17 protein-coding genes are annotated in these 14,502 nt (G+C 55.6%); 5 read left to right on the top strand and 12 right to left on the bottom strand.

The window, feature by feature from the left end:
• Positions 1-5: 5 nt before the first annotated feature.
• The 10 genes from Pan97_RS24995 to Pan97_RS24950 all read right to left on the bottom strand — a co-directional run bounded on the left by Pan97_RS24995 (position 6) and on the right by Pan97_RS24950 (position 8,571).
• Positions 6-614 (bottom strand): hypothetical protein, encoded by a 609-nt coding sequence (locus tag Pan97_RS24995; protein WP_144977611.1) that lies wholly within the window; start codon positions 612-614, stop codon positions 6-8.
• Positions 615-742: 128 nt separating this feature from the next.
• The gene (locus tag Pan97_RS24990; protein WP_144977609.1) at positions 743-1,399 is read right to left on the bottom strand and encodes a hypothetical protein; all 657 of its coding nucleotides are present in this window, start codon (positions 1,397-1,399) and stop codon (positions 743-745) included.
• A 336-nt stretch (positions 1,400-1,735) separates the two neighbouring features.
• Positions 1,736-2,173, bottom strand: coding sequence for a universal stress protein (locus Pan97_RS24985; RefSeq protein ID WP_144977607.1), 438 nt, complete (start codon positions 2,171-2,173; stop codon positions 1,736-1,738).
• Between the two features lie 94 nt (positions 2,174-2,267).
• Positions 2,268-2,708 carry a hemerythrin domain-containing protein gene (locus Pan97_RS24980; RefSeq protein WP_144977605.1) on the bottom strand — a complete coding sequence of 147 codons (441 nt, stop codon included), beginning with the start codon at positions 2,706-2,708 and terminating at the stop codon, positions 2,268-2,270.
• Between the two features lie 55 nt (positions 2,709-2,763).
• Positions 2,764-3,198: a universal stress protein gene (locus tag Pan97_RS24975; protein ID WP_144977603.1), complete on the bottom strand. Its 435-nt coding sequence runs from the start codon at positions 3,196-3,198 to the stop codon at positions 2,764-2,766.
• Between the two features lie 323 nt (positions 3,199-3,521).
• Positions 3,522-4,286, bottom strand: coding sequence for a VIT1/CCC1 transporter family protein (locus Pan97_RS24970; RefSeq protein ID WP_144977601.1), 765 nt, complete (start codon positions 4,284-4,286; stop codon positions 3,522-3,524).
• A 70-nt stretch (positions 4,287-4,356) separates the two neighbouring features.
• Positions 4,357-4,656, bottom strand: coding sequence for a hypothetical protein (locus tag Pan97_RS24965; RefSeq protein WP_144977599.1), 300 nt, complete (start codon positions 4,654-4,656; stop codon positions 4,357-4,359).
• Between the two features lie 54 nt (positions 4,657-4,710).
• Positions 4,711-5,919 carry a GNAT family N-acetyltransferase gene (locus tag Pan97_RS24960; RefSeq protein WP_144977597.1) on the bottom strand — a complete coding sequence of 403 codons (1,209 nt, stop codon included), beginning with the start codon at positions 5,917-5,919 and terminating at the stop codon, positions 4,711-4,713.
• A 185-nt stretch (positions 5,920-6,104) separates the two neighbouring features.
• On the bottom strand, positions 6,105-6,788 hold the full coding sequence (locus Pan97_RS24955; RefSeq protein ID WP_144977595.1) for a class I SAM-dependent methyltransferase: 684 nt from the start codon (positions 6,786-6,788) through the stop codon (positions 6,105-6,107).
• Positions 6,789-6,792: 4 nt separating this feature from the next.
• Positions 6,793-8,571: a SulP family inorganic anion transporter gene (locus tag Pan97_RS24950; protein ID WP_144977593.1), complete on the bottom strand. Its 1,779-nt coding sequence runs from the start codon at positions 8,569-8,571 to the stop codon at positions 6,793-6,795.
• 239 nt (positions 8,572-8,810) lie between these two features.
• Between Pan97_RS24950 and Pan97_RS24945 the strand changes: the two genes are divergently transcribed.
• From Pan97_RS24945 to Pan97_RS24935, 3 genes are all read left to right on the top strand, one after another.
• Positions 8,811-9,470, top strand: a complete 660-nt coding sequence (locus Pan97_RS24945; protein ID WP_196782213.1) for an RNA polymerase sigma factor — start codon at positions 8,811-8,813, stop codon at positions 9,468-9,470.
• Positions 9,454-10,503, top strand: coding sequence for a hypothetical protein (locus tag Pan97_RS24940; protein ID WP_144977591.1), 1,050 nt, complete (start codon positions 9,454-9,456; stop codon positions 10,501-10,503). Before Pan97_RS24945 ends, Pan97_RS24940 begins: the two co-directional genes overlap by 17 nt.
• A 221-nt stretch (positions 10,504-10,724) precedes the next feature.
• Positions 10,725-10,943 (top strand): hypothetical protein, encoded by a 219-nt coding sequence (locus tag Pan97_RS24935; RefSeq protein ID WP_144977589.1) that lies wholly within the window; start codon positions 10,725-10,727, stop codon positions 10,941-10,943.
• A 42-nt stretch (positions 10,944-10,985) separates the two neighbouring features.
• On the opposite strand, the gene Pan97_RS24930 is transcribed toward Pan97_RS24935, so the two are convergent.
• On the bottom strand, positions 10,986-11,678 hold the full coding sequence (locus Pan97_RS24930) for a hypothetical protein (protein ID WP_144977587.1): 693 nt from the start codon (positions 11,676-11,678) through the stop codon (positions 10,986-10,988).
• Positions 11,675-12,289 carry an RNA polymerase sigma factor gene (locus tag Pan97_RS24925; RefSeq protein WP_144977585.1) on the bottom strand — a complete coding sequence of 205 codons (615 nt, stop codon included), beginning with the start codon at positions 12,287-12,289 and terminating at the stop codon, positions 11,675-11,677. The genes Pan97_RS24930 and Pan97_RS24925 overlap by 4 nt, the downstream gene beginning before the upstream one ends.
• Positions 12,290-13,020: 731 nt before the next feature.
• On the opposite strand from Pan97_RS24925, the gene Pan97_RS24920 reads away from it, so the two are divergent.
• Positions 13,021-13,719, top strand: a complete 699-nt coding sequence (locus Pan97_RS24920; RefSeq protein ID WP_165698967.1) for a DUF1559 family PulG-like putative transporter — start codon at positions 13,021-13,023, stop codon at positions 13,717-13,719.
• Positions 13,716-14,498 (top strand): DUF1559 family PulG-like putative transporter, encoded by a 783-nt coding sequence (locus Pan97_RS24915; protein ID WP_144977581.1) that lies wholly within the window; start codon positions 13,716-13,718, stop codon positions 14,496-14,498. The genes Pan97_RS24920 and Pan97_RS24915 overlap by 4 nt, the downstream gene beginning before the upstream one ends.
• Positions 14,499-14,502 lie beyond the last annotated feature (4 nt).

The raw sequence follows: 14,502 nt of genomic DNA, 5'->3' as shown, positions 1-14,502 counted from the left end.
TGACGCTAGAACTGCCGCGGATTGCCAACGCCGCGAATGCTGCCGGAGAAAGGCATTACAGCGCTTGGTATCGGTGCGACCGGATACGCTTCGAGGCCGGGTGCCTGCCAGCTTGGCCGCTCGGGGTGCAGTACCCGGTAAGGAATCTGCGGTTGCACCGGCACGGCTGCAAAATCGGGATGGCGGCCGAAGTACGGATCCAGGAGGTCATATCCGTAGAGGTCGTAATAGGTCTGGTCGAATGCGTCTTGCAGGTTTCGCCAGTCCTGCATGCGCGGGTTGCCTTGTTTCCAATCGGACGCATTGTCGATGGTGTACTCCACGACCTTGTAGCGCTGAATGACGGGGTCGAACGCGCGCTGCAGTGCGTAGTAGCTTCCCTGCCGCTGCGCCAGGCGCGTGAACTTCTGCGACTCGTCGGCCAGGTCTTGCAGGGCCGCGTTGAGCGTCTTCATCTGCGTATCGTACGACGCGAGCTTCTTGACTTTGTGCTCGAGCGCCAGCGCATCGGCCGCCATATTCCCGCGGCGAATGAAGATGCTTTGAGCAAAAAGGTCGGTCGCAATGACACACGTCAAACAACTGAATGTCAGAAGCGTGATACAAGTTCGCATAACGAAATCCTCGATGGGATCAGAGTGTTTCTCTTCCATGCATTGTAAGAACAGAACTTCCTGGCGGCCAAGAAAAAAGAAAGCGTGCGACAGGCTATCGCACGCTTTTCCGCCGAGTACACCCTCAGCTATTTGATCGCAGCCTTCAGCATGTGGGCCCAGGCGGGGGCTCCATTGCCAAGCTTGACGTTGATCTTGCCGTCCTTCGAGCCAATCTGAATGCCTGGCTGTGGGTAAGGACGTGGTTGTGGCTGGTGGTGACCGTAGTCAGGACGATATCGGTGATCGTTATAGTGATTGTCGTAATGACCGTGACCATGGACGTGACCGATGCTGCAGCTGTATTGGATGTAACCGCAGTGCTGTTCGTACAAGTCGTAGTAGACCCGGTCAAACGCTCGTTCGACGTCGGCCCAAGCACTCAACACGTGACGGTCTGGACGATGGCAACTGTGCCAGGCACGGCGGAAGTCTTGTTGCACGTGACGCATCTCACGCGAGACTTCTTCAAAGTCGTGGCGAAGATGAGTCAGGCTGCCACCACGGCGAGCCGTATCGCAGAAGTGATCGACTTCACGCAGCAAGGCCTTCGCTTCAAATGCCAGGCTCGTGAAGCCTTCATGGAAGCGAACCTCCTGGTAGAACTCTTCGGCTGCGTGATGCAGCCGTTCGATGTCATTTACCAGGCGATGTCGATGATCGAAGTAACCGGCGTTCGCGGTCGATGCCATCGAAAGGAGTGCCGTGCCCAGAATCCCGCTCCAAACCAAAGTCTTAGTCAACATGTCCATTTCCCCCGGATCTGCTTGAATCAAAAAAAAGCTTGTTGTGAGTTGTCTCGTTGCCGTCGGTGACTTGATGGCAACGCTAGTACTAAAGGCAGCGGGGATGCCAAAACGGAAAAAGAAATCTCAGTAAGCGGCGTAAGTAGAGGAATATCAGAGATTTAACGCCAGGAAAAGTAAATTGGCCTGGGTAAGAAATACGGGCCAATCACCCATGCGTTGTCAATGTGATAACAGGCCGTCTCAGCACGGACAGCCTGATTGGGAAAGAACTTCAGAGGCCTCGGAAGAAAGAATGAAGCCCCTGGCACAAACGGAGGGCCCTGTTTGTAGGGACTACTTACGGGGCTTCTTCAGCACGATGACCGGGCAGTGGGCCAAACGAACCACTCGATCGGCAACCGAACCCACGAGGACGCGCATGATCGACGATCGCCCGTGGGATGGAATCAGAATCGAGTTCGCTTCGATCTGTTCGGCATAGTGGCAGATCTTTTCGCCCGGGTCGCCGAACGCGATGACGATCTTCAGATCTTTATACTTCTCGTCGGAAAGTTCTTTGCGAATGGCCTGGGTGGCGTGGTGCGTGCGGGTGTTCTCATCCACCGTGTCCCACACCTCGCCAGGTTCGGCCGGAGAAAGCTCTCCCAGAACGTGGATCACATGCACGCCGTCGCTTGAATCCAGCAAGGAAAGTGCCATGTCAACCGCTTCTTTAGCATCGGCGGAGAAGTCATAGGGCACAACGATCGGAGCTTTTGAAATCCAGGTCACGGGAAGTTTCCTTTCCTCGTTTCACACAAAGGTTGCTACTGGTCTAGGCGCTGAACACATCGTAGCGAACTGCCAGGCTGCGTAACAGCCACGCCTATTCTTCAGGCAGGTCAAGTCCTCGGCGGACAAACGCCTGTTCTTCTTCTTTGTGCTTATTCATTTCGACCGCAAATGCATCGAACTCTTCTTTCCAGTCTTCGGTGACCGAATGGACTTCAAGATCGCGAGCAAGTCCGTCCAACTGCGAGAGCAGCAACTTGTGCGAAAGTTCCATCTGCCGCGTTGCTGGACACATGTGGGGATGCTGGGCACAAATCTCGTCGAAACATCCCTCTTCTTCCTCGTGAAAGTGTTTGGTCATCAGGTCGCGAAGCTGCGTCAGACGCCTCGACAGTTGAGCTTTGGCGATGGACTTCTTCGTGTCGTGCAGGCACCGCTGAAGATCATGGACCGCACAGTCGAGCCCTTCGTGTTCAAACTCGAAGTGCAGGTAGAAGGGCCGATTCCCTCCGGTTAGATAGCTATCACTGGTCATCGCACACCTCCTTCCCTTTTTGGGGGCATTAAATGGGGTATTGAATAAAATAGGTTTAGCTCGTCTCCGACGGTTGTTTGAACGTCAGAACGGGACATTTGGCATGCCGCACGATCGATTCGGCGGTACTACCAATCAACATATGCAACAGGCCAGTACGGCCGTGAGTGCCTAGGACAATCAGGTCGACGTTCTCTTCATCTGCCAGGCGAACGACAGCCGAAGATGGGTCGCCAGTGATCAAGCGATATTCAACGGGAACTTCCGGGTCGCTGGGTTTGATCTCGTGCAGCATCTTTTTCAGATCGTCCGGAGACGGGTCCAGCATGCCGTAATACATCTCACCGGTGCCATAGACCGTGGGTGGCTCTTCGACATGGGCCACGATGATCGTTGCGCCGCTGTCGCGTGCCAAAGCAGTCGCCAAGTGCAATGCTGCGTCACCGCAGTGAGAAAAATCGGTCGGAAAGAGAATACGTTTGAAGTTCATGGCTCGACTCCTTCTCCATGGGGCAATTGATTTCGGCTTACGGTCGAACCTCTTGCTCTCTATTGTTTGTTACGAATTTCACAAGATTCGAGTTTGCCAGAATCGGGGTAAATCGAACCGGAAATGCGTCAAAAAAACGTAGATGCATCGGCACGATGCCAGCGGGGGCGTTATCGAGGTGTGAGAGGCATGGGGGCAGGCCTACGCTGGCTTATGAATCATTCCTGTCGATGATCTATTGTCACGATTGGCGATGTCCTTGGCAAACAGATCGTGCCGCGTTGATCCATATTTACGGTACTTTTCTTGTTGCCTGTCAGCAGTCAAATCGCAGGGGAGCCAGCCAGCATATCCAAGGCAACCCCTACCCCGTAGGCAATCGCCGCGGCGACCCCACCGGTGGCCACCGTCTCGATGACCGAAGCCAGCGGGCCTTCCTGCACCACGCGAGCGCGGAACACGCCAATCAGGGCGAAACCGACGCCGGTTAGTAGGGCGCTGGAAAGAAAGATCGTCGAGGCATCCAATCCGAAATGGATCAGAGGCAAAGGAAGCAGTGGAATCGAGCCACACAGCACGAACCCGGCAAAGGTCACCAGGCCAGATTTCCAAGGGGATGGAGGTTGCAGACGAAGTCCCCACTCTTCGACCAACATGGTATCGACCCAGCGATGGCGGTCTTCGCAGATCGTTTGAACGACCTGTTCCAGCAGATCCCCTTCAAAACCCTTGGCGGCAAAGATTTGCCGGATCTCTTCCCGCTCGCGATCGGGGACCTCTTTGATGTGGATGTTCTCGATCAGACGGTACTTTTTCAGTTGCATCTGATCGCTACGTGCCTTCAGGTAGTTGCTGATGGCCATGCTGAAACCATCGGCCAGAAGATTGGCAATCCCCAGAACAATCGCGACGGTCACGCCATAACTGGCACCGGCTACCCCTGCCACGATCGCAAAGGTCGTGATCGTTCCGTCGACCCCGCCCAGGACGAAGTCGCCGGAGAATTCTTCGACCGATGGTCCCGCGATACGCGCGGCAATCGCTTCATCGGTATGCTGCTGGGCAAGTTCTTCGGGCGAAAGTTTCATCGTCAAGCATTCCCAAGCCGAGGCCGTGCGAGAAAGAAAACCTCAGTATACGAAGAAGATCGAGGCTCGTTTATTTCTTTCGAGCGATCAGCAGTCCACCATGGGCGGCCATCACCGCACCGGCACTCAATGCGGCCCAGGCAATCCAGCCTGGTGGGCGGATCGTTTCCCGGACATCCGCTCCGCTGTTGACCATCAAGTGATTGAGCGCGCCGCGGGGCGTATCCGGGCCAGGACCGACATTGTGGGCCAGAAATTTGGTTGCCGACGGCGTGAGCTGAAATGATTCGACGGCGTACATTTGGCCGCCGGCCAGCAGCAGAAAGATGCCGGCGTAGATGAAATGAATAGCCCAGGCCTTTTGTTTCATGGCAAGTGTCTCGATTCGAAAGTGCTAGCAGTCGAGCCTATCTTTCTTGTCGAGTCATTTGCCCTCGTCCGATGAGTGCCCTTCGGTTTGTTCCGATTTTGCGGATCTTCGCAGAATGCGTTTGGCCTTTTGCTTGGCCAAACGTAACGATCCGCGAACTTGGGAACGGATTTTTGCGCTAAACCTGGGTGGGGTGAATTCCAGGTTCATCATCGGGACTGGTTGGCCGCGCCAGTGGCTTTTGTAACCTTCGTCCCCTCGCAGAAAGTCAAAGGTCGCTTTCCCGGAATCAATCGCATGCCGAATTGCAGCCGTGATGCCGAGCCAGCCCGGACGGGCGTAATCGCAATCGATCTCGATGCCGCTGCAGTAATGTAAGAGGGTGTCCCCTTCCTCAAGATCGAGTTCGACCGCAATCGGTCGTCCTTCGAGTTCAATCCACTGTAGACGCAGTTGGCCCGACTCGAGGTGTTCGCGTGCGGCTTCTTCCAGGAAGTGATGGAAACGCTGCGACGCGAAACAACCACGCTGGCCCATCTGGTTGCGGCGCTTTTGATGGAGGTTGACCAAAATCGAGAACCCATGCTGCAGGGTTGCCTGGTCGGCGATATGAATGGTTGCCCTGCCGGTTTCAAACTGATTACGCCAGAGCTGGCGGACGCGGTGGCGGCGTGATCGCGAGAGTTGCGAAACCCACTCTTCCCACGTTGCTGGCAGCGTAAGTCGGTAGCTGTCCAACTGCGGCAGTTTCTTGACTTCGTAATGCCTCGCCTGCATTGCACTGGCCAGATCGTGCATGACCAAGTCCGACGCGTCGAGACCCTCGAAGAAGAGACGATCGACCGAGGCAAACTGACTTGGCAGGTATTGGGCAAGTGCATCGACAACTTGGGCTTTTTCGCCTGGTTTGGCCAATACCGACAGATAGTCGCTACAAACTTTCCCCGAGCCTAGCATTTGAATCTCGTCGCCACTCCACCAGGTGTGACGCCGATACCAGGGAGCCAGACCGATCAGCCAGCAGTTGTCGTCGCGCAGGGTGACGATCTGCAAATGGCTTCCAGCTTGGCGATAGTGTTTCCACCAGGTGAGTAACCAGCGTGGCGCTAGAAAGAGCCGCTGTCCGGCGAGGCGTTCCCACTCCAAGAAGAGCGACGACGTCGAATCGACCTCGGAGACGATCTCCACGCGCAGTGGTAGAACTTCTCGAGAGTACGAAGCGGATAATTGAACGGGATCGCGCGAAGGGCAATCGGTTGCCATGGGATTTCCAGGGTAAAGTACGCATTGCGATCCTCGCGACTTTCCCGCTGGAAAATCACCACGTAAACCGCAATACCACGCACTACGTATTCGATCGTACTTGCGGCTGGAAGAGAACGAATCGTTCTCGGCTATGGATTTAGAAGAAGCTTTGCGACTTCTGGCCAAGCTGCCGAATGTGCGGATTATTCCGGCTTGTGGACTGCCCACGTCCAGTGGCGATCGGACGTTAGCCGGACCGTCTCGGGGTCGAATCCCAGCGAGGCAACCATCTCGCGGATTTCCGAAAGGGAAAGAGCCGCTTGAAGCGATTCGCCGAACATCTTCTGGGCGAACTCTGGCTCCTCGCCGCAGTAGGTTGCGACGAACTGTTCCACTTGCTCGCGGGTCTCTGGCCGCACGAGGTCGCGGAAGAAGAGCCAGCCGCCTGGTTCGGTCAGCCGGACGCTTTCTCGCAGCACGGCAAGGGGCTTGGGGATGTGGTGAATGATGGAGTTGGACATCACCCCGGTGAAGAAGCCATCTTCGTAGTCGGTTTGTTTGGCGTCGAGTCGTGCCAGTTGAACACGTTCCAGCAGGCCGGCGATGTCGATGTTGATTCTTGCGACGTCCAACATGGCGATCGATGCGTCGGCACCCATGATGCGACACTGGGGGATGCGCTCGGCAAGCAGGATCGGAATGCGGGCAGTGCCGGTGCCGACGTCGAAAATGTCGATCATGGCGGCCTCGACGTCGGGCTCGATACCGAGGAACGCAATCAGATCAGTGACGAATGCCTCGTTAACTGCGGCATGATCCATTTCGTCGTAGATCATGGCTTCCTGCGGCGTGTCCATCACTTCGGGTTCGAGAATACGCTCGAGCATGGATCTAACTTTCTGTATCGTGCTGGGGGACTTCGCGCGGAGGTGAGGCGTGCTGCCACAGAGCACACACAGCCAAAACGACCGCCATGCAAACATAGGCCCACATCATGTAAATCGGGCTTTGCCCGGCTGCGGCATTGGGTATGTCAGGCACATGCCAACCTAGTACCAGCTTACCACTTGGAAACGGCGAGTGTATCACGCCGAAGAGGCTGAACGCGGCACACGTCAGGGCAAACGTCGCCGCCGTGTATAAGCGGCGGTCAATGATATACGCCAGAATCGCCGCCCAAAGCATGCTCGTCAGAATGAATCCGCCAGCCAGCATCTGCAGGGTTTGCATCTTCACGGCGATCCCAGCAGGATGCGAATGTCCCTGTTCGTCGGGGGGAGTCTGGATGTTTCCTTGACTGTAATCACGCAACTTGAGCGTCAGGTCGTTCAGTTTTTTCGCCGCCTCGGCATCGATCTCTCCCGCATCGACCATTGCCGCGACTTCTCCTTGCATTTGAAAGGAAAGCCCCGTGTAGGTTCCTTGCAGATCGCCGGCGAAGATCAACACCAACGCCGCAAGGGCCGGGATACAAGCAATCGAAACAGCCGGGTAGTGTCGTTTGGGTGTCGCTTGAAAGCTTTGCGAGGTGATCTCGAGCCCGATAAATACAAGGATCGGAAAGACGGTTGGTTTAGGAATCGCCCAGTACAGAAAACCAAAGTAACCGAGCACTCCTGCCCCGCCGACGAACAGAGCCGTTGCCAGGGTGTAGGCGGCACGGCCTCCCATCGCTTTGTAGGCGGGGTGGCCAATGTAGGGTGTCGTTTGGATCACGCCGCCGCAGAGGCCAGCAACCAGCGTCGCAATCGCTTCGGCCCCGATGATGCGGTTGGTGTCATATTCGTCGCCGGCCGCGGCAGCGCTTTCAACGCAATCGATCCCGCCGATGACGGTAGCCAAAGCAAACGGGATGACGATGGGCAGGTACTGCGCTGCTTCGTTGAACTTCGCCAAGGTCAGCCACTCGAAGCGGAACACGGCTAACCAGTCGGCCGGAAGCAACGCATCGGTCGGTTGAAACTCCATCGGCTCCGGCGTGGCACCCAGTAGCCCAAGCCCATGCATGAGGTAATAGATCGCGCCGGAAACGACCAAGGCCGCCGCCGCGCCGGGGATCTTCCACGGCAGGCGTATTTGGGCCACCAGTGTGACCAATACGATCGATAGGGCCGTCATGCCGACGAGCGGAAAGTGCAACGCTTCGATGAACGGTAGAAAGCTGATCAGCACCAGGGCGATCGCCGCGAGCGAACCGAGGAGCCCTGCTCGCGGAATCACCTTACGAATCCAACTTGAGCTGAACGCGAAAAAGGATTTGAAAATTCCGGACAAGACAATGGACCAAATGCCAATATGCCACGTACGGATAGCAGCCTCTTCTGCTGTCAGTTGTAATTCCTGGACTCCCAGGAGAAACGATGGCCCCAAAACGAAAAACACCATGCCAAAGGTGCTCGGCGTATCGAGCCCTAAAGGCATGGCAGTTACATCGTTACGGCCACTCCTTTTCGCCAGATTCATGGCCATCCAGAAGAAGATCACATCTCCTACCAGTACCCCAATCGCCGTCCCTGGCACCATGTGTCCAATGGCGAATGTTGTAGGAAAGTTAAAGACGGCCGCTAGCAAGCCGATTGTCAGCAAAAGATCGGCAATGTTGTCTAACATCAAGCCAAAGAAGGCGTTAACGTCGCCAGCAACGGCCCATTTATATTTGGTGTCGTTCATTTTTTCTCTTTCGGCACGGGCGTTGCATTAGGGGTTGATCGAGTTTATGAGCCTGTCATGGGGCTGTCAATTCTCGACCATCTCCCCACGTGAACCACCTTCCGGGGTGCAAGCGTGCTAGAATACGGATCGCGGCGATGGTCGGAAGGCACCTTCGACAAGCCTTTTGCAAGGTTTGTGTGAAGATTGCTCCCATCAGGAAACGGATTTCGAACCATTGCTGGGAACCTTCGTAGAAAATGACAACTGCCACACTTGAAATGACGTCGAGTTATTCCGACCCATCGCTCGTTCAACCCAAATCCGATGAGGATTTGCTGTTGGCGTACCGAGATTCGGGGAACCGAGAGTACTTCCAGAAGTTGGTGCAGCGTTACGAACGTGAGCTGTTCAACTACCTGCGGCGGTACTTGGGAGATCCCGAAATGGCGGAGGATGTATTTCAGGCTGCCTTTCTGCAAGTGCATCTGAAGTGCGATACCTTCGAGGAAGGACGTCGTTTTCGCCCCTGGCTGTACACGATTGCCACCAATCAGGCGATCGACGCTCAGCGTAAGTCGAAGCGCCATAAAATGGTTAGCTTGGACCGCGCTGGCAACGGCACCGAACAGCAAGAGACCGGCTCGCTGGTTGATTTGTTGGTAAGTGCCGAGCCTGGGCCGATGGCACAGATGGACGATTACGAACGTCAGCGCGTGATGCGTGATGCCGTTCAGCAACTGCCGGAATCATTGAAGACCGCCGTGGTGTTGGTCTACTACCAAGGTTTAAAGTACCGCGAAGCCGCGGACATCTTGGAGATTCCGGTCGGTACGGTGAAGAGCCGTCTGCATACTGCAGTGCAGAAGTTAACCGAAGCATGGAACGAAATTTATACCTCAGATGACGAAGACTCGTGAGCACTGGTTGGGCTACCTAATGGGAGCCCTGGATGAAAATGAGCAGGCCTCGGTCGAGCAGCAAATTGCTGAAGACCCTCGCACTGCGGACGAGCTGGAACAACTTCGAACTCACCTGAACTTATTGTCCGATGGCCTCGATGAGGCCGCCCCGCCGGTCGGACTTGCCACACGTACGTGTGCGCTTCTGGATAACCCCAGCCTATTTGCCGAGGTTCTCGATTCAGCAGCCCCCGAAGACGCCAACGCGCCGACGCCTAAAGACAAACAACCTTTTGAGTCGATTGGCGGCGGCAGTCCCCGCTTTACCATGATGGATATGATGGTGGCCGTTGGGGCATGTGTCGCGGCCGTAGCAATCTTCTTCCCGGCACTGGCCAGTTCACGCATGTTGGCAACACGACTTCAATGTGAAAACAATCTCCGCCAGGTCGGTATGGCACTGCAAGAGTTTGCTACCGGCAACGCGGAAAAACGCTACCCTGCGGTCGCTTCCACGGGTCCGCTGTCGGTCGCGGGTTCTTACGCTCCGCGTCTATTGAACGCCGGCTATCTGGAACACCCGGAAGTGGTTCGCTGCGTCGAAGCCTCGCAGAACCTATCCCAGCCGCAACAGTTGCCAACCGTCGAGCAATTGTTGAATGCCCCTGAGTCGGATGTCGAAAGACTGCAGCAGGGACTCGCGACGGTCTACAATTACAATCTTGGCAGCCTTCGCAACGGCGAGTTACAAGCTCCACTGATGAAAGGTCGGGCCCTGTATCCGGTCGCTTCCGATATCGTGGTCGTTCAAGACGGGCAAATCGCCCCGCAGGGTCACGAAGATGGGCGATTCAACATCTTATTTGATGATGGCCATGTCGAATTCATCAGCCTGGAAGACTTGCCCAGCTCGATGAAGCACTACTTTCTCAACGACAAGGGTCAGGTTGCTGCCGGGGTCGACGAAGACGACGCAGTGATCGCCAATGGAATGGCTCACCCATTCACTGAAGAAGCCGCTGAGGAAATGCCAGCACTTCCAGCAGACTAGTCACTGGGGGGGCACGGCGTCGGGGCCGATCGGTCTCGCAGAGGCTGTCGGAGCGTTAAGATTCGATTACGCTCCCTAAAATCAGGTTGGCCACCCTCTTGTGGAATTGGTATCTTTCCGTCACGATATCAGATTCTCCCCGGTACAGATTCAAGAATTCAGGCAGAACGTCGCTCGTGATCGACACTGGCTCATCATCTATTGCTCCACCGCGAAGTACGGTGAAACAGACCATTCAGCTCGGCTTTTATATCGGAGCTGGCGTTGGCTTGGCTGTCGGAACAGGCCTCGCGGTCCTCATGGGCAGCAATCTTATTTGGCAATCAGGCGGGCTTGTCGCTGGTGCTTTGCTTGGCATTTGCGGAGGTCTGACGATCTCGTGGATGCAGCGTCGCCTGAAGTCAACTCCCGCCCCGGCATATCGGCCCAGCGGCACTTAGCCGACCGCTTGCTCTATCGAAAGAATTGCCACCCCTCTGCGTTTATTGTGCATGGCAATGCTGGCAGCGACTGACCAAGGCTAACATCTGAGGCCCTTTGAGCGAAACCCGCTTGTGAGCCTTGACCTTGTCCGAACTGGCATGATGGCACTGGCTGCAGCAATGGGTTTCGGTGAACTTATGATCGGCAAGATGGGAAAGTAGCTCGCCATCGGGCCCCTTACTCTCCACCGCCGCGTCGACAGAAACGAGCGAACAGATGTTCGGGGCAGCAAGCAGCTCGGTCAGGTTCGCTCCGCCACTAGCACCGGTGGTTGCTAGGCTATCGGAAGTGGGAGACGAGTTATCCGAGTTGCTCGAGCCGTGCGACCAATTCCCTTGGACTGCCAAAACGATCATCAGACACAACGCCAAGGCAATCAGAGGACCTCGAATGGCAGCCACGATATCGGTAGTCGGTCGCTCAGCCTGATCGGTGATGCAGCGATGGCTAGGCGTGCTATCGTCGGCCAGAAAGACTGGCAGCGAACAGTCGTCATCGTCTGTGTCAGCTTGGCCATTGGCTAGCATTTCCGTCGCAGGCCGCAGCGCTTCGGCCAGTTCGCGGCAGCTATGGCAAACCGTCAAATGCCGTTGGATCGGCATATCCGTCTCGTGCTCACCCGTGGGAAAAGGAGCCCGGGTTAGCACATCGAACACGTCGTCGCAGGTTGGTAGATGGTGCGATTGAATCATCGAACGTGTTCCTCGGAAAGCTCTTGGCAAGTGTTCTGGATCAATTTCGCAAGTTGCAGCAATCCATTGCGGACGCGGGCCTTGGCAGCCGGCAGGCCGATGCCTTGCGCATCGGCGATCTCCTGAAATTTCATTTCGCCAAAGAATCTCAGGCGAATCGCTTCCGCTTGAATGGGAGTCAGCTTATCGAGCAGCTTAAGTACCTGACCGCGGCGTTCTCGGTCGATCAGTCCAGAGAGTACCTGACAGGGAACTTCCGTCTCTAATGGTGAGGGGCTCTCGTCACTGTGGCCCGCCTGAAGCTTGGTCGAAGTGACAGGCAGCTTCTTCCCTTTCTCGCGAATTCGGTGGCAAACATTCAGCAGAATTCGCCACAGCCACGTGCGGAAGCTATATCGCGAGTCGTAGGTATGCAGCCACTTGAAGCTATTAAGAAACGCTTCCTGAACGGCGTCCTCTGCCGACTGCGAATCCCCCAGGTAGCTATAGGCCAGGTTCAACAGGGCACGGCGATACCGCTTCACGATGACGGCATACCGATCCGCATCTCCCGCCAAAACGGCCGAGAGGATCTCGCCATCAGTCAACTCAGGGATGTCCGAAGCAGCCATGAAGTGGAGGGGGAGGAGGGAATCAGCGGAAGTTGGAAGTTCCCTCTATTATAGCGCGACCCCTGCCCCAGGGATACAATTCGCGTAAACCCTTGTTGCTGAAGAGTTTTAACTACGGGCGACACGTTCGCAGTGAGACGTGTTTCCTGATGAAAACTGAAAACTATCCCCAAGAAACGCTGAAAGTCCGTCTTTCTTACCAAGAGCTATTGGTCGTGCAAGAAAGGGTCATCAGAACTTAACCCCGGTCCAGAGGAGAAGCGTTCCCTGGATTCTTGCCGTACCATCCACTTTGGTAAGAGAGGCGGACTCTCAACTGAACTATCGTACGTGAACGTGCGTCTTGTTCACTCACGACGTTCGCAAACCTTAACCACCCGGGAAGATCCCCACCTTGCCCAGGCAGTACAGTTATCGAATCCCTTGCGGCTGGAGATGATTGATACCCCTTTGCTAATTGGATTTCTTATCGCAGTCGGTTTGGTCGGATCGAGTGTGCCGATTATGACGCCGGACTACTGGTACAAACGCTCCATGTCGCCAGCGATACGGAAGGCCTGCCATTTGATTGCAAGCCTTGCCGGTGGCTGAGACAATCGAGGGAGACTCATCTCCCCCCATTTGACTTTTGTTTTCGATGGATCGTTTGGATGACGGAATCGATACATCCCTTTGAGGTACCAAGTGATCCCCTACCACCAAAAAGTTTCTGGGAGCGGAACTCTAGTCGGATGATGAACTGGGGATGCTTGCTGATTGAGTTGGTGTTTCTCTGGGCCTTGCTTGTGCCAGCGGTGTACACGCCCAGATCCGCTTCGCGTCGAATGGCCTCTGCCAATAACCTGAAGCAGATAGGCCTTGCAATGCACAACTACTACGATACCTACGGTACCCTGCCTCCTGCCTATGTGGCGGATGCGCAAGGCGAACCGCTTTATTCGTGGCGTGTTTTGCTTCTCCCCTTTATCGAAGAGAAGAAGTTGTACGAGCAGTTCCACCTGGACGAGCCTTGGTCGAGTGATCACAACCGAAAGCTGCTCAATAAGATGCCGGGTATCTATGAGAGCCCCTTTCATCCAGGTTCGGCGGAAGCGAAAGGAAAGACGCCTTACCGGGCAGTGGTCGACACCCGTGAGGAGCGAACCGTGCTGCGCCCGACGAAGGGGCGGAATTTCAGGGAGGTTACCGATGGGTTAGCTTTCAGCGCGCTGGTAATCGACGATCCGGTCCGCCTGGTTGAGTGGACCAAGCCGGAAGATATTGATCCGCTGCACCTGTTGGCTCTTACGCAGATCGGTGACAACGAGATGCACGGTATCCTGGTCTTGATGGGGGATGCGTCTTACACGTTCATTGGCGAGGCGAACCGCGACGAGTTAATCGGGATGATTTACTGCGACGATGGCCGAACGGGAAAAGATGAATCATGAACGAGCCCAATCCGTTCGATAGTCCTGAGGCTTACACGGGTAAGCCGGAGCCCAAGAAGTGGTGGCATTTCACGGTTGTCGAATGGATCGTCATGGTGCTCATTATCTTCGTCTTGGCCGCGCTGCTCATGCCGGCGGCGAAGATGGCCAAGACGAGTGGCCGTCGGGATTGGTCGGCGAACCATCTCAAGGAAATCGGCATCGCTCTGCACAACTATCACGACCTCTATGGCACCTTGCCCCCGGCCGTGGTGACCGATGCCGAGGGGCGTCCGCTTTACTCGTGGCGAGTGCTGCTTCTGCCATTTCTAGAGCAGCAGGCTCTCTACGACCAATTCGACCTTTCTCAGCCGTGGGACAGCCAGACGAATCGACCGTTGGTCGAGCAAATGCCGTATATGTTCGAGAGTCCCTTTTTGGATCCTACCGAGAACCCTGGAATGACGAGCTACCTGGCGGTAGTCGACCCGGAAGGAAAACGAACCCTCATGCTTTCCCAAGAAGGACGTGCGTTTGACGAAGTACCTTGTGAACTAGGTAACGTAGCGATGGTCGTCGAGCAGATCGACCAGGCGGTGATTTGGACGAAACCAGAGGATATCAGTCCTTTTGAGTTGATCGAAAGGCCCCCAATCGACCAGAATGACCATGCCTACTACGCGGTGCTGTTTGGCGATGCATCGGTTACGTGGATGCCTGAAGATGATCCCCAACAGCTGCGAGCATGCCTTCTTTGCAAAGAATTTGCCAAGGCAGGCGAAACGTCTGCCTATGAATAATTCA

Origin of the sequence: Bremerella volcania (assembly GCF_007748115.1) — a bacterium.
GTDB lineage: Bacteria > Planctomycetota > Planctomycetia > Pirellulales > Pirellulaceae > Bremerella > Bremerella volcania.
The sequence above is the reverse complement of the archived record's forward strand: the minus strand, read 5'-3'. Positions and strand labels throughout refer to the sequence as shown.

Bases quoted from the DNA above. Each gene is read 5' to 3' on its own strand.
- Pan97_RS24995 (WP_144977611.1), bottom strand. From the start codon at position 614: ATGCGAACTTGTATCACGCTTCTGACATTCAGTTGTTTGACGTGTGTC.
- Pan97_RS24990 (WP_144977609.1), bottom strand. From the start codon at position 1,399: ATGTTGACTAAGACTTTGGTTTGGAGCGGGATTCTGGGCACGGCACTC.
- Pan97_RS24980 (WP_144977605.1), bottom strand. From the start codon at position 2,708: ATGACCAGTGATAGCTATCTAACCGGAGGGAATCGGCCCTTCTACCTG.
- Pan97_RS24975 (WP_144977603.1), bottom strand. From the start codon at position 3,198: ATGAACTTCAAACGTATTCTCTTTCCGACCGATTTTTCTCACTGCGGT.
- Pan97_RS24970 (WP_144977601.1), bottom strand. From the start codon at position 4,286: ATGAAACTTTCGCCCGAAGAACTTGCCCAGCAGCATACCGATGAAGCG.
- Pan97_RS24965 (WP_144977599.1), bottom strand. From the start codon at position 4,656: ATGAAACAAAAGGCCTGGGCTATTCATTTCATCTACGCCGGCATCTTT.
- Pan97_RS24960 (WP_144977597.1), bottom strand. From the start codon at position 5,919: ATGGCAACCGATTGCCCTTCGCGCGATCCCGTTCAATTATCCGCTTCG.
- Pan97_RS24955 (WP_144977595.1), bottom strand. From the start codon at position 6,788: ATGCTCGAGCGTATTCTCGAACCCGAAGTGATGGACACGCCGCAGGAA.
- Pan97_RS24950 (WP_144977593.1), bottom strand. From the start codon at position 8,571: ATGAACGACACCAAATATAAATGGGCCGTTGCTGGCGACGTTAACGCC.
- Pan97_RS24945 (WP_196782213.1), top strand. From the start codon at position 8,811: ATGACAACTGCCACACTTGAAATGACGTCGAGTTATTCCGACCCATCG.
- Pan97_RS24940 (WP_144977591.1), top strand. From the start codon at position 9,454: ATGACGAAGACTCGTGAGCACTGGTTGGGCTACCTAATGGGAGCCCTG.
- Pan97_RS24930 (WP_144977587.1), bottom strand. From the start codon at position 11,678: ATGATTCAATCGCACCATCTACCAACCTGCGACGACGTGTTCGATGTG.
- Pan97_RS24925 (WP_144977585.1), bottom strand. From the start codon at position 12,289: ATGGCTGCTTCGGACATCCCTGAGTTGACTGATGGCGAGATCCTCTCG.
- Pan97_RS24920 (WP_165698967.1), top strand. From the start codon at position 13,021: ATGATGAACTGGGGATGCTTGCTGATTGAGTTGGTGTTTCTCTGGGCC.
- Pan97_RS24915 (WP_144977581.1), top strand. From the start codon at position 13,716: ATGAACGAGCCCAATCCGTTCGATAGTCCTGAGGCTTACACGGGTAAG.